21 protein-coding genes are annotated in these 18,857 nt (G+C 67.7%); 10 read left to right on the top strand and 11 right to left on the bottom strand.

What is annotated here, in order from left to right:
* Window positions 1-177 precede the first annotated feature (177 nt).
* Together J0J06_RS11140 and J0J06_RS11135 are read right to left on the bottom strand one after the other, a co-directional pair.
* Complete coding sequence (locus J0J06_RS11140) at window positions 178-1,632, bottom strand: hypothetical protein (protein WP_294041925.1); 1,455 nt, start codon at window positions 1,630-1,632, stop codon at window positions 178-180.
* Window positions 1,629-3,023: a DUF4365 domain-containing protein gene (locus J0J06_RS11135; protein WP_294041923.1), complete on the bottom strand. Its 1,395-nt coding sequence runs from the start codon at window positions 3,021-3,023 to the stop codon at window positions 1,629-1,631. Before J0J06_RS11135 ends, J0J06_RS11140 begins: the two co-directional genes overlap by 4 nt.
* A 334-nt stretch (window positions 3,024-3,357) precedes the next feature.
* Between J0J06_RS11135 and J0J06_RS11130 the strand changes: the two genes are divergently transcribed.
* From J0J06_RS11130 to J0J06_RS11120, 3 genes are all read left to right on the top strand, one after another.
* Window positions 3,358-4,122: a hypothetical protein gene (locus tag J0J06_RS11130; protein WP_294041921.1), complete on the top strand. Its 765-nt coding sequence runs from the start codon at window positions 3,358-3,360 to the stop codon at window positions 4,120-4,122.
* A gap of 65 nt (window positions 4,123-4,187) precedes the next feature.
* Window positions 4,188-5,180 carry an ImmA/IrrE family metallo-endopeptidase gene (locus J0J06_RS11125; protein WP_294041919.1) on the top strand — a complete coding sequence of 331 codons (993 nt, stop codon included), beginning with the start codon at window positions 4,188-4,190 and terminating at the stop codon, window positions 5,178-5,180.
* Entirely contained in the window at window positions 5,173-5,838 is a 666-nt protein-coding gene (locus J0J06_RS11120) for a hypothetical protein (RefSeq protein WP_294041917.1), read from the top strand. The genes J0J06_RS11125 and J0J06_RS11120 overlap by 8 nt, the downstream gene beginning before the upstream one ends.
* Before the next feature lie 128 nt (window positions 5,839-5,966).
* Here J0J06_RS11120 and J0J06_RS11115 read toward each other — a convergent pair whose 3' ends face one another.
* Window positions 5,967-6,386: a helix-turn-helix domain-containing protein gene (locus J0J06_RS11115; RefSeq protein ID WP_294041916.1), complete on the bottom strand. Its 420-nt coding sequence runs from the start codon at window positions 6,384-6,386 to the stop codon at window positions 5,967-5,969.
* Between the two features lie 90 nt (window positions 6,387-6,476).
* On the opposite strand from J0J06_RS11115, the gene J0J06_RS11110 reads away from it, so the two are divergent.
* The 4 genes from J0J06_RS11110 to J0J06_RS11095 are packed head-to-tail and all read left to right on the top strand — an operon-like array spanning window position 6,477 to window position 8,812.
* Entirely contained in the window at window positions 6,477-6,857 is a 381-nt protein-coding gene (locus tag J0J06_RS11110; protein WP_366931215.1) for a mercuric transporter MerT family protein, read from the top strand.
* Window positions 6,858-6,867: 10 nt separating this feature from the next.
* Complete coding sequence (locus J0J06_RS11105) at window positions 6,868-7,188, top strand: heavy metal-associated domain-containing protein (protein ID WP_294041914.1); 321 nt, start codon at window positions 6,868-6,870, stop codon at window positions 7,186-7,188.
* A gap of 38 nt (window positions 7,189-7,226) precedes the next feature.
* Window positions 7,227-7,460: a GDCCVxC domain-containing (seleno)protein gene (locus J0J06_RS11100; RefSeq protein WP_366931214.1), complete on the top strand. Its 234-nt coding sequence runs from the start codon at window positions 7,227-7,229 to the stop codon at window positions 7,458-7,460.
* Window positions 7,433-8,812: an NAD(P)/FAD-dependent oxidoreductase gene (locus J0J06_RS11095; protein ID WP_294041912.1), complete on the top strand. Its 1,380-nt coding sequence runs from the start codon at window positions 7,433-7,435 to the stop codon at window positions 8,810-8,812. Before J0J06_RS11100 ends, J0J06_RS11095 begins: the two co-directional genes overlap by 28 nt.
* Before the next feature lie 48 nt (window positions 8,813-8,860).
* On the opposite strand, the gene J0J06_RS11090 is transcribed toward J0J06_RS11095, so the two are convergent.
* The 5 genes from J0J06_RS11090 to J0J06_RS11070 all read right to left on the bottom strand — a co-directional run bounded on the left by J0J06_RS11090 (window position 8,861) and on the right by J0J06_RS11070 (window position 14,069).
* A complete protein-coding gene (locus tag J0J06_RS11090; protein WP_294041910.1) occupies window positions 8,861-9,442 on the bottom strand; it encodes a hypothetical protein in 582 nt (193 codons plus the stop codon).
* Window positions 9,435-10,355 (bottom strand): bis-aminopropyl spermidine synthase family protein, encoded by a 921-nt coding sequence (locus tag J0J06_RS11085; protein ID WP_294041908.1) that lies wholly within the window; start codon window positions 10,353-10,355, stop codon window positions 9,435-9,437. Before J0J06_RS11085 ends, J0J06_RS11090 begins: the two co-directional genes overlap by 8 nt.
* Entirely contained in the window at window positions 10,352-10,930 is a 579-nt protein-coding gene (locus J0J06_RS11080) for an ATP-binding protein (RefSeq protein ID WP_294041906.1), read from the bottom strand. Before J0J06_RS11080 ends, J0J06_RS11085 begins: the two co-directional genes overlap by 4 nt.
* Before the next feature lie 96 nt (window positions 10,931-11,026).
* On the bottom strand, window positions 11,027-11,638 hold the full coding sequence (locus J0J06_RS11075) for a hypothetical protein (protein WP_294041904.1): 612 nt from the start codon (window positions 11,636-11,638) through the stop codon (window positions 11,027-11,029).
* Window positions 11,639-11,708: 70 nt separating this feature from the next.
* Complete coding sequence (locus tag J0J06_RS11070; protein WP_294041902.1) at window positions 11,709-14,069, bottom strand: heavy metal translocating P-type ATPase; 2,361 nt, start codon at window positions 14,067-14,069, stop codon at window positions 11,709-11,711.
* A gap of 122 nt (window positions 14,070-14,191) precedes the next feature.
* On the opposite strand from J0J06_RS11070, the gene J0J06_RS11065 reads away from it, so the two are divergent.
* The 3 genes from J0J06_RS11065 to J0J06_RS11055 all read left to right on the top strand — a co-directional run bounded on the left by J0J06_RS11065 (window position 14,192) and on the right by J0J06_RS11055 (window position 17,022).
* The gene (locus tag J0J06_RS11065) at window positions 14,192-14,866 is read left to right on the top strand and encodes a class I SAM-dependent methyltransferase (RefSeq protein ID WP_294041900.1); all 675 of its coding nucleotides are present in this window, start codon (window positions 14,192-14,194) and stop codon (window positions 14,864-14,866) included.
* Between the two features lie 75 nt (window positions 14,867-14,941).
* The gene (locus J0J06_RS11060; protein ID WP_294041897.1) at window positions 14,942-16,252 is read left to right on the top strand and encodes a type II restriction endonuclease; all 1,311 of its coding nucleotides are present in this window, start codon (window positions 14,942-14,944) and stop codon (window positions 16,250-16,252) included.
* Window positions 16,249-17,022 carry a DUF2971 domain-containing protein gene (locus tag J0J06_RS11055; protein ID WP_294041894.1) on the top strand — a complete coding sequence of 258 codons (774 nt, stop codon included), beginning with the start codon at window positions 16,249-16,251 and terminating at the stop codon, window positions 17,020-17,022. Before J0J06_RS11060 ends, J0J06_RS11055 begins: the two co-directional genes overlap by 4 nt.
* A gap of 54 nt (window positions 17,023-17,076) precedes the next feature.
* Here J0J06_RS11055 and J0J06_RS11050 read toward each other — a convergent pair whose 3' ends face one another.
* The 3 genes from J0J06_RS11050 to copC are packed head-to-tail and all read right to left on the bottom strand — an operon-like array spanning window position 17,077 to window position 18,690.
* Window positions 17,077-17,346, bottom strand: coding sequence for a flagellar biosynthetic protein FliQ (locus tag J0J06_RS11050; RefSeq protein ID WP_294041892.1), 270 nt, complete (start codon window positions 17,344-17,346; stop codon window positions 17,077-17,079).
* A gap of 52 nt (window positions 17,347-17,398) precedes the next feature.
* Window positions 17,399-18,316 (bottom strand): copper homeostasis membrane protein CopD, encoded by a 918-nt coding sequence (copD, locus tag J0J06_RS11045; RefSeq protein ID WP_294041891.1) that lies wholly within the window; start codon window positions 18,314-18,316, stop codon window positions 17,399-17,401.
* 2 nt (window positions 18,317-18,318) lie between these two features.
* Entirely contained in the window at window positions 18,319-18,690 is a 372-nt protein-coding gene (gene copC, locus J0J06_RS11040; RefSeq protein WP_294041889.1) for a copper homeostasis periplasmic binding protein CopC, read from the bottom strand.
* Window positions 18,691-18,857: the final 167 nt, after the last annotated feature.

Here is an 18,857-nt window from a genome sequence, read left to right as displayed (position 1 = left end):
CCTAGACGCTCCGCAGCTAGGGCATGACATGATGGCGACGATAGACTCAGGCGATGTCACGGCAAGGCCCACGGCGCGCGTATTAAGTGCCAGATCGGATGTATCGCAGCCCGCCGCCGGGCTGCGATACGGCCGGACGCTCACTGTCGATGTATATCGGGCACGATCCCGCGGCCATCACATGTAATAGCGATAATCGGACTGATCGCGATCACCATAACTCACATGCCTGAGCACCTTCCCGACCTCGCGCGCCGCCCGGATCGGGATCGGCAGCCCCTGGTCGAACTGGGTGCTGTTCCAGTTCATCTTGGTGAGGGCGAGGAACTCGGCAGCGAGGCTAGCCAGCGGCGTCTCGCACTCGTGCGGCCTCAGGTGCAGCGGCCGTGGAACGCGGGCACCGGGATAGGTGCCGTAATACGGGACGCTGCCGCGGGTGTAGAGCACCCCCGTCCTGCCAAGCTCGACGAAGCTGCCGCGCAGCGGCGGATAATCGCCCTCGCGCAGCAGCATCGTGTGACCGCCTTCCGACACCCATACCATGTCGGTCATCGCGACCCTCATCTCCTCGATCGCTGCCGCGAACCCCTCGGCCTCGCCCTTATCGAAGCGGCTCGTCTTCATGATGACCAGCCGGGCTGGCATCTGCAGATGCGTGCGGTGGTATTGCTCGAGCGAGCGCTTCACCAGCTCGAACGCGTCCTCGCGCGCGAGATAAGGGTGCTTGCCAGGTCGATCGGTGCGGGCTCGGGCGCCCCGCAGGATCAGACCCTTGCCACGTTCGTCGAACATCTGCGCCGTGCTCGTCCACAGGCGATGCCCGTCGAGATCGCGATAGAAGCCGATCCCGAGATAGCTGGTGGCGTATCCGTCGTCAGGCTTCGGCAGACGCCACGGCGCCTTACCCGCCTTGTAGAAGATCGCGTTCAGGATGTTCCAGGCACGGGTCGCGGGGTCCTGCACCCGCCGGTCGGTGTTCTTCATCTTGTGCGACAGCTTGAAGGTGTCGTCCCACACCGACGGCCAGGCGATCTGCGTCGGGACGTTGAGGGCGAGCGCACGGGCCTTGAACAGGTCGCGGAAATTGAGCTCGACCGGTCCGGCCTCGTCGTCATCCGCGTCGTCCGCGTCGTCCGCGGCGAACGACGTCGCGTTGACCACCTTCTCGATCAGCGGCTTGGGCAAGGCGACCACGATGACCTCGGGACGGGACGAACCCTCTAGCAGCGACCGCGCCTGGTCGATCAGCAGGTCGACCGCGGCGCGCACCGCCTCGTCATGCTTCCGGATACCGACGATCTCCTTCACGTCGCGGGCGAGGATCGGCTTGCAGGCATCCTGCGGGACGTCGAACCTGCATCGGAACGGGTTGCTGTTCCCCATCCCCGGAAAGCCGGGATGGAGGTTGCCGAGGTGCTGGTTGTCGCCCTCGATGCCGGTCATCGCCCGATCCATGTAGCCAGCGAACCCGTCGACGGTCTCGGTCGTGCCGATCACGCCGATGCGGATCTGGTCGCCGGGCTTCGGCTGCAGCGGCCCGTGCGCCATCAACCCGTAGCGGGGGTCGAGGTGGCGTCCGCCGTCGCCGAATTCGAGATCCGGTTCGGCGAGGCAGTGCGTGTCGAACCTCATGCAGTCATCCTCAGGCTGTGCTGTGCGGGCGGCTCGGTCGGTTCCGGCTCGGCCTTCATGCGGGCGGCGTTGGGGTCGACCTTCACCCAGGCGTCCTCGGGCACCGAGACCTCCATGGACACAGGCTCGAGCGACTCGAAGCGGAGGACCGGCTGCGGCCCCTCCCCGACGTCTACATCGGGCACCTCCGCGGGCGTGAAGAACATGTCGACAGGCGCGTCGTCGGGAATGCTCTCGCGAGACAGCAGGAAGCGATACATGAAGAACTGGCCGCGAACGGTGCCGTTGCGGTCGAACCGCTTCTTGCCGGCGACGAGATCGGGCGCGAAGCGGTGCGGCCTGAAGCCGTCCTCAGTGAAGAAATAGGTCGGCGAGATCGACAGGAACCAGTCGTCGCCGATCCGCTCGAAGCGCGGCGAGAAGGCCTGGTGCCGCACGCTGTGAACCTGTTCGGGCCGCTTCTTGTTCATGTAGACCTGGACGACCATCGCCGCAGTCATCTCGCGGAGCGAACGGTAGCGGTATTGGCGCGTCTGATACCGGTCGGCCACCCGGAAGTAGAACACGCGGCCCGCCTTGTCGTAGGCGAGGTCGGCCGAGAACTCCTCCTGCATTGTCCGACGCAGCAACTCGATCATGACCAGCTCGTCGTCGGGGTCGTCGCTCATCGCGACGAGTTCAGTGTCGATCGCCTCGACCGTGTCGGGATCGACGATGGCCTCGAGCGGCCCACCGCGCGGATCGCGGAACGACACGAACCTGCGGCCCCGGATCACCCAGTCGAAGTGCTGCCCTTCGGCCTGGATCAGCGTGGGCACCGCGTCCCGACCGCTGGCGAACGGCGAGTCGGCGACGAACAGCTCGTCGGGAAGAACCACCCGCATCAGGTTGAGGTGCGCCGGCTCGCCCGTGCGCATCGGGGGCACGAAGGAGCCGAGCCGGCCGCGCTCGACCGCTAGCATCGCGATGCGGTCCATCGCCGCCTCGTCCAGCCGGTCCGTCGCCTTGTCGAAGACGAGACGCCGCTCGTCACCCGCGATCCCGTCCGTGACGCTCTTCCAGAAGAAGGTGTTGTCGGAAAGCCGGTGCAGCACGATCACCACGGGAAGGTTGGTGTTCCGCCAATACGAAAGGTCCGCGGGCTTCAGCAGATACTCGAATCCGGCCGGAGTCTCGGTGGCATAGACGCCTTCGGCGGTGGTCTTCACCTGGACGGCGACCATCTTACCCGTCATCGTCCTGTTCACGGGGTTGCGGAACTCGATTGTGCCGTCGACGCCGGTCTCGAGCCGCCCACGACCCTCGAACACATGCCCGAGCTGGTGCACACGTGCCTTGACGTTGGTCTCGCCAAGCTCGCCATTCAGCTGATTATCCGTGACCTTCTTCATCACGCCTCCTCGAACAGATGACGATCATAGCGGAAACACCTGTTCCTGGGAATGAGGGGCGGGGTCCATCTCCACAAGATTCTGCTTTCGTGGCCAAGACCAACGCGATCCTTGTGCAAGCCCGTCGCGCATCGTAGGAACATAGCGAGAACGATTGATGGAATCGCGTCGAGATGAATCGATTGCCAGTCGAAAGGTGCAACCGGGAAAGCTGCCCGAAGGTTCGTCCACAACGTGGTCCACAGCTCCTTCCACCGCTAATTTCCCGGAGGGCATCACGGTCGTTGAGCAGCGCGCGCCGGAATGCGACAGGGACCATCATGAGGATTGGACGATGACCCTGACGATGGAAGCCGCACCGAGCGCTGCGGTCCGGCCCCAAGCCGAGACGCCCCATCGTGAGGAATACGTCTGCTGGTCGCGGATGCAGGCCGAGGCCGGCCAGGGGCTCGATGCGATCGTGGAACGCAAGGAGCGCGAGCGCCAGGCGGGCGGCGGCTCGTTCCTCTGGGGCGTGGGCAATGCGCCCGCCCAAGTGACGAACGTGCTGGCGCGGGCGGGCATACCGGTCCGCGCGGTTTTCTCGGTGATGAAGACGCGGCCGAAGGCCATCGACGTCTCGCCGTCGCGCACCGTCATCTGGCGCCGCTACGTAGACGCGCAGGGTGTCGAGCGGTCGCTGCCGCCACATGCTCTGGTCACGAGCCGCGGCGACAGCGCGGGTGGCGCCAAGCGCATCCACCACGCGCTCATGTGCAGGTCGGACAAACCCCTCACCATCAGGCGCGGCGACGCGTTCGACCCGGCGGCGTTCCGGAACGCTGGCGGCACTGGGGCGCCTGTCGGCTTCTCGCAGGTGACCGCACTCCTGCGACGCGTGCAGTTCGACCACGACCGTTCGGACTACGAGGCGAACCTCACCGCTTGGCTAGCCGACAGCTACTGGGTCCGCCTGTCCGATCCCGTCGAACTAGATGCCGGCCGGCTGGCCATCCTCGCCGACATTTCGCGCCAGCCCCTCGACAGCTGGTGCGACCTCGTCTCCCAGATCCGCGGGGCGCCTGCGACAGAGACCGCCGCGCCGGGCAGGCTGATCTGAGACGCGTCCTTCGCGATGGACTCGCGGTGTGCTAGCCGGAACGCGTAAACGCTGCAGGGGGGACGGTGGCGGGCGACGATGAAAACCTGATCGAACGGCTGAGGAAGGCCGGATTCAGCCGCGCCGCGATCCGCGCGGCGTGGCCTTCGTGGTGGAGCGAGGAGGCTGGCGAGACTCCATCGGGCCGCGCCGAACTGCGGTTCGCGCTCGCGCGCCGGCTCGGCCTCGAGCCCAAGCCACTCCTTGGCGAACGCGTCGAGTTCGTCTGGAACGACGAGGCGCGCTTCAAGCACCTGTCCACTCACGACGACGCCCAGAAGGCCGCGCTGACGTCGTTCGGGATGTCGGTCGGTCGGCTGCTGCTGCGCGCCACGCCATCCGGGCCGATCGACCCGATCGCGGCGGAAGCGCTTCGCGACGCCATCATGGCCGGGTCGCCGTTCGTCGATCTCGGGTCGCTGCTCGGCACCTGCTGGGCCCTGCGCATCCCGGTCATCCACCTGCGCGTCTTCCCACTCGAGGCGAAGTCGATGCACGCCATGGTCGTGGGCATCGACGGGCGGTTCGCGATCCTGCTCGGACGCGACGCCGCCTACCCGGCACCGGTGGCGTTCACGCTGGCGCACGAACTGGGCCACGTCATGCTCAACCATCTCGCCGACGCGCCGGCACTGATCGACCTGGAGGACCCAGCCCTCGCGCGCGACGGCGACGAGCAGGAGGACGAGGCGGACAGGTTCGCGCTGACGTTGCTGACCGGCTCGCCCGAACCCGACATCCAGACCAACATCGACCACTTCAACGCCCCCACGCTCGCCGCGGCGGTGCTGCGAGCGACGGGCGAATACGGGGTCGAGCCGGGCACGCTGGCACTGTGCCTTGCGCATGGCCGCAGCCTGTGGCCGGTCGCGATGTCCGCGCTCGGTTTCATCTACGGCGAGCGCAAACCAGCCTGGCGGGAGGTGAACGGGATCGCCGACGGTGAACTGGATTGGGACCTGCTGGGGGACGAAGCCGCCCACTATCTCCGAAACGTCATGATCGGCGACAATGTCTGAGCGCGTCCTGCTGGACAACGACGTCATTCTGAAGACCGCGTCCTATGCGCTTGCCGACGAGACGCTAGCGGTGACGACCGTCGACGAGATCCCGCCAGCGATGCTAGGCGTCGGGCGCTTCGTCGTCCGCAGCAGGCTCGCCCGTGCTTCGAACATCGCCGATCCCGCACGCGCGACCGCAGCGTTCGAGCGCATGCTGACGGCGATGACGCTGGTCGAGCCCGACGATGCCGAGATGGCCGCCGCCGCCGACCTGGAGGCCGAGGCCATCCGCCGCGACCTCGAGCTTGACGGGGGCGAGAGCCAACTGCTGGCGATGCTCGCGAACCGCGCGTGCAGCCTGCTTGTCACCGGTGACAAGCGCGCCATCGCGGCAATGGCCATCGTCGCCGCGGCTCAGGCAGGCTCGCGTGTCGCCTGCCTTGAGCAGCTGATCGCGCATGTCGTCGCGGTAAACGGAACGGCCGCCGTCCAACCGCGCATCTGCGCCGAGCCGAACGTGGACCGCGCGATTACCAGCTGCTTCGCCTGCTCCTCACCCAACCCGCCAGGGGATGCCGACGTGCTGGCCGGACTGGCCAGCTACACTAGCCACCTCAACCGATCGGCACCCGGCGTGCTGTTGGCGGGCGACGACCTGCGATCGGCGCACGCCTAATCGACGTGGCCGATCGGACCCGAATTGCGTCAACGGAGCGGCTCGGTCGCCAGTCAATCCCGAAGGCCCGCCGCTTCGACTGATCCAGAACCGACGCGCCGGAACGGAGCGGCAGGCGCGAGCGTCCGTCACACGGCCGCGACGAGCGCATCCATGATCGGGCATTCCGGCACGTCGCCGCCGGCGCACCGGGCCGACATGTCGGCGAGCGTGCGCTGAAGCCGCCGCAGATCCGATATCTTCCTGCCTATGTCGTCGAGATGGCGCTCGGTGACGGCCAGCACCTCGCCGCACGTGTATACGCGCGAATCGGACAGACTGAGCAGGCTGCGGAGCTCGTCGACGGAGAAGCCCAGTTCCCGCGCCCGCAGGATGAACCCCAGACGCGCCTGGTCCCCTTGCGAATAGACCCGGTGCCCGCCCGAGGTGCGTTCCGGCGCAGCCAGCAACGCGATGTTCTCATAGTATCGGATCGTCTCGATGTTGCACCCGAATCGCCGAGCCAGGGCGCCCCGCTTGAGGGGGTGATCGGCTGCGGCGAATGACATCGCAAATAACCCCTTGAACCTGTAGCCACTACAGACCTTACATGGAGCACAGGCCGGAATCGAGAGCAAGGCGTGATGACAGGAGCAGAAGTGGAAAACGGGCGTTCGAAGGCGCCGCGCGACGTAAAGAACCGCAGCCACTGGTTCGCCGCGGGCGGCGTCATCGGTGCCGTGCTGGCGTCCTCATGCTGCATCGTCCCGCTCATTCTCGTCACGCTCGGCATGTCCGGCGCGTGGATCGGCAGCCTAACCGCGCTTGAACCCTACAAGCCCTATTTCGTCGTCGTGACGCTGGCCTTCCTCGCAGGCGGATTCTGGCACGTCTATCTTCGCCGGAAGCCCGACTGTGTCGATGGCAGCTACTGCGCCCGCCCCGAATCCTCGCTCATCACCAAGACGGCATTGTGGGTGGCGACAATCATCGTCGTGCTCGCCATGACGCTGCAGTGGTGGGCACCACTGTTCTACTAGGAGAGACAACATGAAACGCCACCTGACCATCGCCCTTGCCGGATTCGCCGGCGCTGCCGGATTCGCCGCCATCGCCGCCCCGGCCAGAGTCGCGGTCGCCGCACCGGCGAGCGAGCAAACGAGGACGTTCGCGATCAAGAACATGACCTGCCCGACCTGCCCCATCACCGTGAAGACCGCGATGAGCCGCGTCGCGGGCGTCAAGCTGGTCAAGATCGACTTCGATGCGAAGACTGCGACGGTCACCTACGACGCCTCGGTTGCGACGCCCGCGAAGATCGCCGCCGCTTCGACCGACGTCGGCTATCCGGCTCAGCTGCGCGGCGGTTGACCACCCGACCACCTTGGCAGGGAGACGAAGGGACGATCATGGAACTGCAATCCACTCTAACGTGCCCGAATTGCGGGCACGTCGAGACCGAAACGATGCCGACCAACGCCTGCCAGTTCTTCTACGACTGCAGGGGCTGCGCGGTGGTGCTCCGTCCGAACACGGGCGACTGCTGCGTGTTCTGCTCGTTCGGAACGGTTCCCTGCCCCCCCATTCAAGAGTCCCGTGCCACGGGGACGGCCGCGTGCTGTCAGGTCGATGCTTCACCGTGATCCGGTCGTTCGACCTCGTCGTGCTCGGCGTCGGCATGGCGGCGGTGAGCGCGGCCGAGAAATGCGCGGCGGCGGGCTGGTCGGTCGCGGTCGTCGACGAACTCCCCTACGGCGGGACGTGCGCGCTACGGGGCTGCGACCCCAAGAAGCTGCTCCGCCGCGGCGCCGAGATCATCAACGACGCGCAGCTGATGCGCGGCAAGGGCATCGAGGACGGCGGCCTCAGGATCAACTGGCCCGAACTGGTCGCGTTCAAGCGCAGCTTCACCGACCGGATGCCGGACCGAATCGAGGACGGCCTCGAGAGCAAGGGCGTCGCGACCTTCCACGGCCAGGCACGCTTCCTGAACGAGAACACGGTCGAGATCGGCGGTCACACGCGGCTTCAGGGCCGCAACGTGCTGATCGCGACCGGCGCGGAGCCACGTCCCCTTGCGATGCTGGGCGCCGAGCACGTAATCGACAACGCGGCGTTCATGGAACTCGACGACCTTCCACCCCGCATCCTGTTCGTCGGCGGCGGCTACATCTCGTTCGAATTCGCCCACATCGCGGCCAGGGCGGGCAGCCGCGTCTGCGTCGTCGAACACGGTGGCCGGCCACTGAAGGGGTTCGACCCCGACCTCGTCGACCGTCTCGTCGCGCACGGCCGCCGTCTGGGCGTCGAGGTCCGCCTCTACACCGCGCTCGAGTCGATCGAGCGCCTGGAGGGCGGGCTCCGGGTTCGCGCGAAGTCGAACGGGCTGATCGAGGAGCTCACCGTCGACCTCGTCGTGCATGGTGCCGGCCGGATTCCAGCGATCGACCGCCTCGATCTCGCCGCCGCCGCTATCGAGCGGACGGATGAGGGAATCCTCGTGGATGCGCATCTCCGAAGCGTCTCGAACCCGGCCGTCTACGCCGCGGGCGACGCGGCAGACACGCCTGGTGCGGCCCTCACTCCCGTCGCGGTGTTCGAAGGCAAGGTCGCGGCATCGAACATGTTAAAAGGCGATCACGCCGAGCCCGACTACCGAGGCGTCCCGAGCGTCGTTTTCACGATCCCCGAGCTGGCGCGGGTCGGCATGATGGAAGCGGAAGCGCGCGCCGCCGGCCACGAGGTCCGCGTCATCTCCAACGACACGAGCGAGTGGTTCTCCAACTTCCGTGTCGGTGAGACGTGCGGCCACACGAAGATTATCGTGGATGCGCGAACGGACGAGATCCTCGGTGCGCACCTTCTCGGGCCGGGCTACGCCGAGATCGTCAACCACTTCGGCCTCGCCATCCGGCTCGGGCTGATGGCCGGCGACCTCAAGAAGATGGTGTCGGCATATCCCACGATCGGATCGGATCTCGGCTCGATGCTGTGAAGCCGTCGGGGCCGGCTTGCCGCCGACGCGGGAACGCGGTCGGACCGATCAGCGCTGGCCGCGAAGAAACACCGCGTAGGGCGCCTGGAGCGTGGCGACCAGGTTGATCTCGATCTCGCGCGGATCCGCGTCATTGGTCAGCTCGGGAGCGTCGAGCACCTCGAGGCAAGCCTTGTCGACCCGGCCCTTGATGTAACGGCTGCCCAGCCGGCCGGTGCTCGGCCCGACCGGCACCCGTGTCTGATCGAGCGGCAGCATGAAGCGCTCCTCGTGCAACCGGTCTATGACCAGCGCGTAGCGCGAGCCCCTGACCTGGATTGTCTCCGGTATTTCCTTCCATGTCACGCCGTCGGGCGAATATTCGGCCGCGCACAGTGGCTCGGCGAAATGGTTCGACTCCATCTGCTCCATGCACAGATGGATGGTGCGGTCGCGCGAGGCGAAGGACTTGGCAAAGGGCTGGACCATCGAGGAGGGATGGCACGTGTTGCCGCCATAGCCCCACATGCCGAACCCGGTCTGCCGGATCTCCTCGGTCTTGCGCGCGATGATCGCGGCGAGATCCTCTCGCGCGTGCGTCCCGATCTTCATGAAGAGCAGCCCCGCACCAGGCACAACGATGTCATTCACGGTCGCTCTCCAACAGTTCCAGCTCGTATTCGTCCTCGTGCGCCACCCCGTAGTCGAGACGACGGCGAGCCCGAACGTAGCGGACGCGCGGCTCCTGCGACAGCCCGTAGAAGTTCTCGAGTCGGCGCGGATCGCTGATCGCCTCGCTCGTCGGCCGCGTCAGGTTGCCGGGAACCGCGGCGAGATAGAGATTGCAGGACTTGAGCTCCGGCGCGTCGTCCAGATGGTATTCGTGCAGCTTGCGCTGCATCTTCGACACGTAGAAGCCCTCCAGGGCGGCGAACCGCTGGACGCTGGCCAGCACGTGCTTCGGCCAAGGAAGCTCGTCGTCGTCGGCGATCACGACGACGCCCTCGCCGACGTGACCGGTCGCCTCCATCCCGCGCTCGACGAACACGTTCACGCTCTCACCGTTGTTCGAGGCACCCCAAGGGGGATTGGTGTAGAAGCAGTCGAACAGCTCGCCCGGCTCCATAGCGTCGAGCACGTTGTAGAGCCGGGCGTCGAGGTTCGCGATGCGCTCACGGTCGGCGAAGTTCATCACCGCCTCGACAGTCCGCTCGTCGAAGTCGAACACGGTAATGTGCGACGGTCCGAAGTTCAGCACGTCGCGCGCGCGCAGGTAGGCGACGCACACGCTGATCGCGTCGCCGTCGCCGATGAAGGCCAGGCGCTTCCCGTCGGCCCAGTCGGCGATCATCTCGCTCTGCAGCACCATGTCGCCGGTCTTCATGTGGATCTGGTCGAACACGCGCAGCGGCCGGGGCCGGTTCTGCACGACGTCCGACACCGCGTTGATGGCCTTGCGCAGATCGACGCGCCTCCGCTCCTGCGGCGCGGGGCGCGCCACCTGCTCCGGCGGCTGGGCACCACCGCGGACGATCCCGCCGATCCATCCCAGCACCCCGGTCATGCGAACCTCGCCGCCAGGCGATCGACCAGCGCGCCACGTTCCGCCGCCGTGTCGAAGAGATAGACGGGCCGGCCTAGGGACATGCCGTAGGTCGCGGCCACCGACGACTGGAGCAAGGTGTGCGTCCTGGCCTCCTCCACCGTCACCATCGGTCGCCCGCCTCCGTCGGCCTCGATGCGCCGCCGCGTTTCCTCCGGGCTGGCGTAGAGAACCCAGATCTCATCGGGCGCGAGCTGGGCGAAGCGCGCCAGCGAGAAGGGCGTGATCCGGTATCCGTATTCCTCCTTGGTGACCGCATGGCTGTCGATCAGGACGTTGCTGCGCTCCCGATGCTCACCGACGAATGCGATCAGGGCGTCGTCGACCTCGTCCACGTCCGCTGGCGTGACGATGCCTGACGAACGCGTCCGCAACTCGTCCTGGCTGGCGACCCCATCGACCCGCGTCCGCACGTGCTCGGTCAGACGCGCGCCATATTCCCAGACCTGCAGCCCGGGCACGCGCTCGGCCAGCATCCTCGTGGTCGAACTCTTCCCCGACGCCGGCGCGCCGGTCAGGTATATGACCTTAGTCATGAAAATCCCCCCGATGCTCGGATCGTCGCGGATCGCCGCCGCGAGTCAAGGGGGCCGGTCCAGGATGGTTCGATCTGGTCGAGCCGCCGCCCAAGGCTAGGCTTGGAAAATCACGTCATCCCGCGGCAGCGCGAGCACGCCCTCGACAGCGGTCGACAGCGCCAGGCACGCCGCGTCGAACGCCGCCCACGCCTGCGCGTCGTCGCGGCCATATCCCAGCGCGTTGGTGTGCATCTCGAAGCACCCCGCATGCCCGAACAAGGCGCGCAGCGGCGTGATCGTGATCTCGAAGGTGTAGTGGTGCGCTTCGCTGCCGGCGGTCCGGCCCAACACGGCGCGCGCGAGCTCGTAGATGCGCGCGGCGGTGTTCATTCCGGCCACGCGGAAGGCGATCGCGACATAGGATCCGATGTAGCGGTCCGGCGCTTGTTCGGACTCGGGTTCCCGCAGAAAGACCCCACACTCGCAGCCGAGCGTCATCAGCGGCGACCCGACCCCGTTCACCGTCTCCAGAAGCGTGCGCAGCCCCGCCGAACGTCCCGCCTCGGGAATGTCCGCCGCTAGCTCGGGCCGGTCGGCGAGATCGACGAAGCCGTGGTTGCGGTCGCCGTTCTCCCGGTCGACGGCGGCATAGGGTATCGAGGAGTGCGCCTCGTCGTCCTGCGCAACCGTGTAGCCCGGCCCCTGCGCCAGGATCGTGTAGGCCATGACTTCCTCCAATGCCGCCGGATATGGACGCGGCGGGCGCCATGGCCAAGGCCGCAGGCTGGACCGCCCTTCAGAGCCTCGCCGCGTTCAGCCGCAGCGCGTTCGTCACCACGGTGAAGCTCGACAGCGCCATCGCGGCGCCGGCGATCATCGGCGACAACAGGATGCCGGCGACCGGATACAGGACGCCCGCGGCGACCGGCACGCCGATCCCGTTGAACAGGAACGAGAAGAACAGGTTCTGGCGGATGTTGCGCATCGTCGCCTTGGCCAGACGCCGCGCGCGCACCATCGCCGCGAGATCGCCCTTGGTGAGCGTCACGCCCGCGCTCTCGATCGCGACGTCGGTCCCGGTGCCCATCGCGACGCCGACATCGGCGGCGGCGAGCGCGGGGGCGTCGTTGATGCCGTCACCCGCCATGGCGACCACGGCACCCTTCGCGCGCAGCTCGGCGACGATGCGCGCCTTGTCCTCGGGTCGGAGTCCCGCGTGGACCTCGTCGATGCCCCCGATCGTGCTGGCGACCGCCCTCGCGGTGGCCTCGGCATCGCCCGTCAGCATCACGATCCGCAGACCCTCCTCTCGAAGCGCCGCTATCGCGGGGCCGGCGGACTCCTTGACCGGATCGGTCACGACCAGCAGACCCGCCAGCCTACCACCGATCGCCACGAACATGACGCCCGCGCCGGTGCCACGATGGCGCTCGGCCGCGAAGGCGAGCGGGGCGGCGTCCGCGCCGACGCGCTCCATCTGTTCGGCATTGCCGACCGCCACCGTCCGGCCGCCCACCACGCCACTGACGCCAAGTCCGGTCTGGGATTCGAAGTCGATGGCCTCGGCCGTCTCGATGCCCTGGTCGCGCGCCGCGTCGACGATGGCGCGCGCGAGCGGATGCTCCGACCGCGCCTCGACGGCGGCCGCCGCCGAAAGGACGTCCGCCGGGAAGAAGCCCGATGTGACCTCAACGTCGACGAGCCTCGGACGGCCCTCGGTCAGTGTGCCCGTCTTGTCGATGACCAGCGTGTCGACGCGCTCGAGCAGCTGCAGCGCCTCGGCGTCCTTCACGAGCACGCCGGCGTGCGCGCCGCGTCCCGTGCCGACCATGATCGACATCGGCGTCGCGAGACCGAGCGCGCACGGACAGGCGATGATCAGCACGGCGATCGCGTTCAGCAGGGCGTGGCCGAAGCGCGGTTCCGGACCGACGAGGTTCCAGACTATGAACGTCACGACGGCGATCAGGACGACGAGCGGCACGAACCAGCCGGACACGCGGTCCGCCACCGCCTGGATCGGCGCGCGGCTGCGCTGCGCCTGCGCGACCATCTTGACGATGCGCGCCAGAACGGTGTCCGCGCCAACCGCCCGTGCCTCGATCGTCAGCGATCCCGTGCCGTTGACGGTGCCGCCGGTGACCTCGGCGCCGGCGGCCTTCAGGACCGGCGCGGGCTCGCCGGTCAACATCGCCTCGTCGACCGACGAGCGCCCCTCGACGACGATCCCGTCCACCGGCACCGCCTCGCCCGGACGGACCCTCAGCCGATCGCCCGCCGCGACGTCCCCTAGCGATACCTCCTGCTCGGTGCCGTCCGCGTCGATCCTGATCGCCGTCTTGGGCGCAAGGTCGAGCAGCGCCCGGATGGCGCGGCCCGTCGCGGCGCGGGCGCGCAGCTCGAGCACCTGGCCGAGCAGCACCAGCGTCACCACCACGGCGGCGGCCTCGTAGTAGACCGGCACCATGCCGTGCATGCGGAAGGTGTCGGGGAAAACTCGCGGCGCAACCGTGGCGACGACGCTGTAGGCGAACGCCGCGCCGACGCCGATCGACACCAGCGTGAACATGTTGAGACGCCACGTGACGATCGACGTCCAGCCGCGCTGGAAGAAGGGAAGGCCCGCCCACAGCACGACCGGTGCAGCGAGCAGCAGCTGGACCCAGGGGTTCCACGCGGCCGGCACCAGCGCCAAGCCAAGCGCCTCCGCGACCATCGACACCGCCAGCAGCGGCAGGGTCAGCGCGCCCGCCACCCAGACGCGGCGGGTGAAGTCGACCAGCTCGGGGTTGGGCGCGTCGTCGAGCGACGGCTCCTCCGGCTCGAGCGCCATGCCGCAGATCGGGCAGGTGCCCGGGCCGTTCCGGCGGATCTCGGGGTGCATCGGGCACGTCCACATAGCGCCGGGCGACGCCTGTGGCGCGACACGCGGCGCATCGTCGAGATACCGCGCGGGGTCGGCGACGAACTTCGCGCGGCAGCCGGCGGAGCAGAAGTGGTGCTCGACGCCGGCGTGCTCGGCGTGATGCGCCGTCGCCGCCGGATCGACGTCCATGCCGCAGACCGGATCCTTGACCGTTTTTCCGCCATCGGTCAGATGATGCCCACCGCAGCAGCCTTGCCCCATGTCCTTTGAGGCGTGTCCGTGATCGTGCATGTCGGTCCTCCGGCACCCTAGATGGTGTTTGACATCATGTCAGGGTCAAGAGCTTTTTCCGCGCTGCCGCCCATGAGGGTTTACGCATCGCGGCGCGTATCCCCTCCCGACAGGAGGGGCCGGTGCCGAAAACAGATCAGACGACGCGTGGATTCACTCCCGCGCTAGGGCGGGGGCCGACCGTTCTCTATGACGCCGCACTGCGCGTATTCACCCGCGAACAGCGATGGCGCCGGGCAGTCGTCGATGCGGTCGCCGACGCGGAACCGACAACCGTGCTGGACGTGGGTTGCGGCACCGGGACGCTCGCCGTCGCCTTGGCCTGGCGGCTGCCAGGGGCGGTCATCACTGGCCTCGATCCCGACCCGGATGCGCTCGAGATAGCACAACGCAAGGCGAAGGATGGCCACCATTCGATCGCATGGCGGAGTGGCTTCGCCTCTGACGCCGCGCGCGATGGACGTGCGGGCACGCTGGACCTCGTCACTTGCACGCTGGTCCTCCACCAAGTTGGACTCGAGGGCAAGGCGAGTGGTCTTGCGGCCATGCTCGCGGTTCTACGCCCCGGCGGGCAGCTAGTGCTCGCCGACTATTCCGAGCAGCGCTCGCCGCTGATGCGCGCGCTGTTCCGAATGACCGTCCAGCGGATCGACGGCCGGCGCGACACGCAGCCGAACGCCGACGGCGCGCTGCCCGGCCTGATCGCCGGGGCGGGCTTCACCGACGTTACCGAATCGATGGTCATCACCACGCCGTCGGGATCGATTAGCGTCTTCACCGCCAACAAGGCCGGCTGAAGCCGGTCCGCCGGCGCGATCGCGCTCGAAACGGCGCGCCGGACACGCTAGTTCCGACCACCAGACGGAGGAAAGATGGCCACTACCGCCCTGCAGATCGCCGGAAACGGCCGGGTTCCCCGCATTCGGGAAATGATCCAGCGCTGGCGCGACGACCCCGGCGCCACATACCGCTCCTGGTTCCTTTGGGATGAGCGCCTGAAGAACTTCCGCTCGATCCGGCGCGGCCTGCAGCAGGTCGTGGGCGAGATCGGCGGCGGCACGTTCGGCGTCACGTATCGCGGGTCGTCGCTGGAGACAGTCGTCCACTCGGTCGCCGAGCAGCGCCAGATCTTCAAGGGCGCGGACCACGCCTTTCTGTGGAAGCCGAAGCTGCGCATCCCGGACATCTACGAGAGTCCCGAGAACCAGCGCGCGTTCGGTCGCCTGCTCGACAACTGCTCGTGCTGCGACACCGCCGAGGAGATCATCGACCACATCCACGCGATCGACCGACTGAAGATCAAGGGGCTCGGTCCGGCGGTCGCCAACCTGCTCTACTTCCTGCACCCGACGCTGGTGCCGCCGTTCAACACCGCGATCGTCAACGGCTACAACGCGCTGACCGGCGCCAAGGTGAAGCTCGGCAGCTGGGACCAGTTCCTCGCGATGCGCACCGGCGTCCTCGATCTCAACGACCAGTGTCGCGACCTTCTGTCCAACGACCTCGGCGCTATCGGCGGCCTGCTGTTCGACATCGGCTCCGGCCGCTATCCGGCACCGCCGCTCGACGACGATCTGGAGTCGGCGGCAGACTGGACGTCGCGGCTCGAGCGCGCACGCGCCGAGGCCCAGACGCTCGGCAAGGCCGCCGCGGCGCAGCAGGAGGGCGATCGCACCCACGCCGAGGTGCAGGCATGGCTGCGCGACCTCGGCATCGCGCTCGGACATGACGTCTGGATCGCCGCGAACGATCGGGGGCGGCTGCATGCCGGGATGCCACTCGGCGAGGGCTGCCTCGATCGCCTGCCTGACGCAATCGCGACCGCCAGCGGCGCGGACTCGATCCGCCTCATCGACGTGCTCTGGCTCGAGAAGGGAGCCGGCCACGTCACCGCCGCGTTCGAGGTCGAGCACTCCACCTCGATATACTCGGGGATCGTTCGCATGCTCGACCTCGCTCTGTCCGGCGGCGACCTGCACAAGGCCGCGGGGCTGTTCCTGGTCGCGCCGGACGCGCGCGAGGCGGACGTCCGCGCGCAACTGCGCCGTCCCGCGTTCAGCCGGATCGCCGACCTCGACTTCTCCTACCTTCCCTACGGCGAGCTCGAGCGTCACCGCGAGGCGATCGCGCGCTTCGGCAGCGGGCTGAAGGCAATCAAGTCCATATCGAGGAGCCTCGCATGACATCCCAGGCAACCACCACGCCGAGCGGCGCGACGCTGATCAACCTCGAGCCCGGCGACCTGGACATCCTCGTCCATCGCACGTTCTCGTTCGACCGCTTCGTCGATCTGCTCCGCAGCCGCGAGAACGGGCTGGTCAGCCCGGGCCTGTGGGACGATCCGTTCGAGAATTTCCTGCTCGCCCACACGCTCGTTCGCACGCCCGACGGCGAGCTCGGCACGCTAGAGCCGCTCGCGGCCGACTGGTATGGGCAATGCTGGACCGGGACCGCCGACAGCGACGCCATGTGGCGAATTTACAGTGCGACGCACACGGGCATCAAGGCGACCGCGCGGCTCGGCGATCTTCTCGACGGCCTTGCCGTCTCGGCCCGCCTGGCTCCGAGCTTGCAGGCATTCGCCGGCAGGGTGGAGTATCACGACCAGCAGGCCATCGCCGCCCACATGTCCTCGCTCACCTTCACCGATCTCGCGCTTGGCGGCACGAACGACCGCTTCGCCGAACTGCTCTGCGTTAAGCGCGAGGCGTTCGCGCACGAGGACGAGATCCGCCTGCTCTATTGCGACGTCGAGCCGAAGCAGGCCGACGGCACGGTATTCCGATACGGCTTCGACCCGAATTCGGTGCTCAAATCGATCGAGGTCGATCCTCGCATGTCGCACCAGGAAGCGGCCACCGTCATCGGCAAGTTGCGGGCGGAGGGCCTGACCGTGCCTGCGGCCAGATCGACGCTATACGATGCGCCGTCGTTCACGATCCCACTGGAATAGATCGCCGGGGCCACGGCTCGCCTCGACCGCACCCTTGGCCGAGGTGCCGCGCCGCTACCGCCCGATGCGTCCGATGACGCCGAACAGCTCGGCGGTGAACGAGGTGAGCAGTTCGACCACCGCCGCCCCGAACACCACGAGGCACAGCACCAGGGCGAGCAGCTTCGGGACGAAGCTCAGCGACTGCTCGCTTACCGATGTCGCGGCCTGGATCATGCCGACGATGAGGCCGACGATCATCATCGGAACGAGCAGGACCGCGCAGATCAGCCCCGCGACCACGAGCATCCTGCCCGTCTCGTCGAGGAGCAGCGACCCGTCCATCAGGGTGTCACGCAGCGACGGGCCGTGAATACGCTCGCTCCCCCCACGCGCGTCACATCGCAGACACGGTCGGCTGAAGCGTCCCCAGCCACGCGACCAGCGCGAGCACGAGCGCCGCGCATCCGGTCTCCAACGCGACGCTGACCCTGAGCGCGACGACGGCACCACGATGGTCCCGCGCATCGATCCGCGCGGCGAAGGCTGGGGTCAGGCGGTAGCGGTTGACCGCCGCGAAGCCGAGCATCACCGCGAAGAGCAGCAGCTTGGCGATGAGGAGCTGGCCGTAGAGCGTGCCCGGCAGCGAGAAAATGTTGGCTGCGCCGACGAGCAGCCACGCGTTCACCACGCCGGTGACCACGATGACGGCCACCACCACCGTCCCGACGAGCGAGAACCCGTCGAGCGCGCGGTGGGTCGCCCACAAATGCGCCGGATCGGTGCGGGCCGACGGCCGGGCGACGAGCAGCAGGAGGAATGCGAGGGCGCCGACCCAGATCCCGGCCGCCAGAAGGTGCGCGATGTCGGCGGCGAGGTGCAGCCAGCCAATCGCGCCTTTGCCCATCGCGCCGTGACCCGCCCAGGGGAGACCACCGACCGCGACCGCGCCGCCGAAGCTGGCGGCCCACAGCGCGGTAGTTGGTCGTCGCGGGACCAGGCGGGCCGCGGCGACGACTAGCGCCAGGCCCCCGATCCGGACCATCCAGGCCGTGCCGAGCGACATGCCGGTCAGGACCATGGATACGCTCTCCGCATCGACTTGGGCGAGGGGGACGCCCGCCATCGATGCGGAGAGGACCGCCAGACCCAGGATCGAAAGAACTATCCCGGTGAGTCCGGCGGATGCGAGCAGGCGCGGAAGCGGGAGCGAGTCGCGAACCTGCGGCGCGCAGAGCGCGAAGAAGGCCATGCCGAACGCCAGCGCCAGATCCAGATAGAGCGCGAACCGGACGACGACGTCGAGCGTGGCCAAGCTCACTTCACCTTGAAGGCGTAGCTGCCCTGCACGCGGTGCGTGTCGGTGGACACGACGTGCCAGTCGAGCTTGTATCCGCCGCGTGCCAACGCTTTCGCCAGGGTCACGACCACGGACTTGCCGTCGGGAGCGAGGGCGGTCGACACGGTCATCCGCATCGGCGACGACATCTTCATGCCCGGCATGTCGGTCATCACCAGCTCCACTCCGGAGAAGTTGGAGACGAGGGTTTCGGAAAAGGTCAGCTGCAGCCGGACCGGCGAAGCGACGACCGAGTTCGGAGCCGGGGTGGCGGAAAGCAGCTTGGGGTGGGCGACGGCAGGCGCCGCCGCGAAAAGGGCGGCGGTCGCCGCAACAAGGCCGAAACGCATCGATCCATTCTCCGTGAACCGGCCAATCGCCGGCACGATGGATACGCGGCCCGAGGCATCTCCCCTCGATCCATGTTAGTCCGGCCTGAGGCTGGAACCGGCCTCGGCATGGAAGTGCAGGAAGTAGGATAATCCGAGGGTGTGCGCGCTCAGGTGCGTATCGCCAT

The sequence above is a fragment of the Sphingomonas sp. genome (assembly GCF_017304615.1).
In the GTDB taxonomy this organism is placed as follows: domain Bacteria; phylum Pseudomonadota; class Alphaproteobacteria; order Sphingomonadales; family Sphingomonadaceae; genus Sphingomonas.
Note: the sequence above shows the minus strand (reverse complement) of the source record. Positions and strands in the feature narration are given on the sequence as shown.

Coding starts and splice junctions, on each gene's coding strand:
- J0J06_RS11050 (WP_294041892.1), bottom strand. CDS start 17,346: ATGGACGGGTCGCTGCTCCTCGACGAGACGGGCAGGATGCTCGTGGTC.
- J0J06_RS11100 (WP_366931214.1), top strand. CDS start 7,227: ATGGAACTGCAATCCACTCTAACGTGCCCGAATTGCGGGCACGTCGAG.
- copC (WP_294041889.1), bottom strand. CDS start 18,690: ATGCGTTTCGGCCTTGTTGCGGCGACCGCCGCCCTTTTCGCGGCGGCG.
- J0J06_RS11075 (WP_294041904.1), bottom strand. CDS start 11,638: ATGGCCTACACGATCCTGGCGCAGGGGCCGGGCTACACGGTTGCGCAG.
- J0J06_RS11105 (WP_294041914.1), top strand. CDS start 6,868: ATGAAACGCCACCTGACCATCGCCCTTGCCGGATTCGCCGGCGCTGCC.
- J0J06_RS11115 (WP_294041916.1), bottom strand. CDS start 6,386: ATGTCATTCGCCGCAGCCGATCACCCCCTCAAGCGGGGCGCCCTGGCT.
- J0J06_RS11120 (WP_294041917.1), top strand. CDS start 5,173: ATGTCTGAGCGCGTCCTGCTGGACAACGACGTCATTCTGAAGACCGCG.
- J0J06_RS11140 (WP_294041925.1), bottom strand. CDS start 1,632: ATGAGGTTCGACACGCACTGCCTCGCCGAACCGGATCTCGAATTCGGC.
- J0J06_RS11080 (WP_294041906.1), bottom strand. CDS start 10,930: ATGACTAAGGTCATATACCTGACCGGCGCGCCGGCGTCGGGGAAGAGT.
- J0J06_RS11135 (WP_294041923.1), bottom strand. CDS start 3,023: ATGAAGAAGGTCACGGATAATCAGCTGAATGGCGAGCTTGGCGAGACC.
- J0J06_RS11055 (WP_294041894.1), top strand. CDS start 16,249: ATGACATCCCAGGCAACCACCACGCCGAGCGGCGCGACGCTGATCAAC.
- J0J06_RS11060 (WP_294041897.1), top strand. CDS start 14,942: ATGGCCACTACCGCCCTGCAGATCGCCGGAAACGGCCGGGTTCCCCGC.
- J0J06_RS11130 (WP_294041921.1), top strand. CDS start 3,358: ATGACCCTGACGATGGAAGCCGCACCGAGCGCTGCGGTCCGGCCCCAA.
- J0J06_RS11070 (WP_294041902.1), bottom strand. CDS start 14,069: ATGCACGATCACGGACACGCCTCAAAGGACATGGGGCAAGGCTGCTGC.
- J0J06_RS11085 (WP_294041908.1), bottom strand. CDS start 10,355: ATGACCGGGGTGCTGGGATGGATCGGCGGGATCGTCCGCGGTGGTGCC.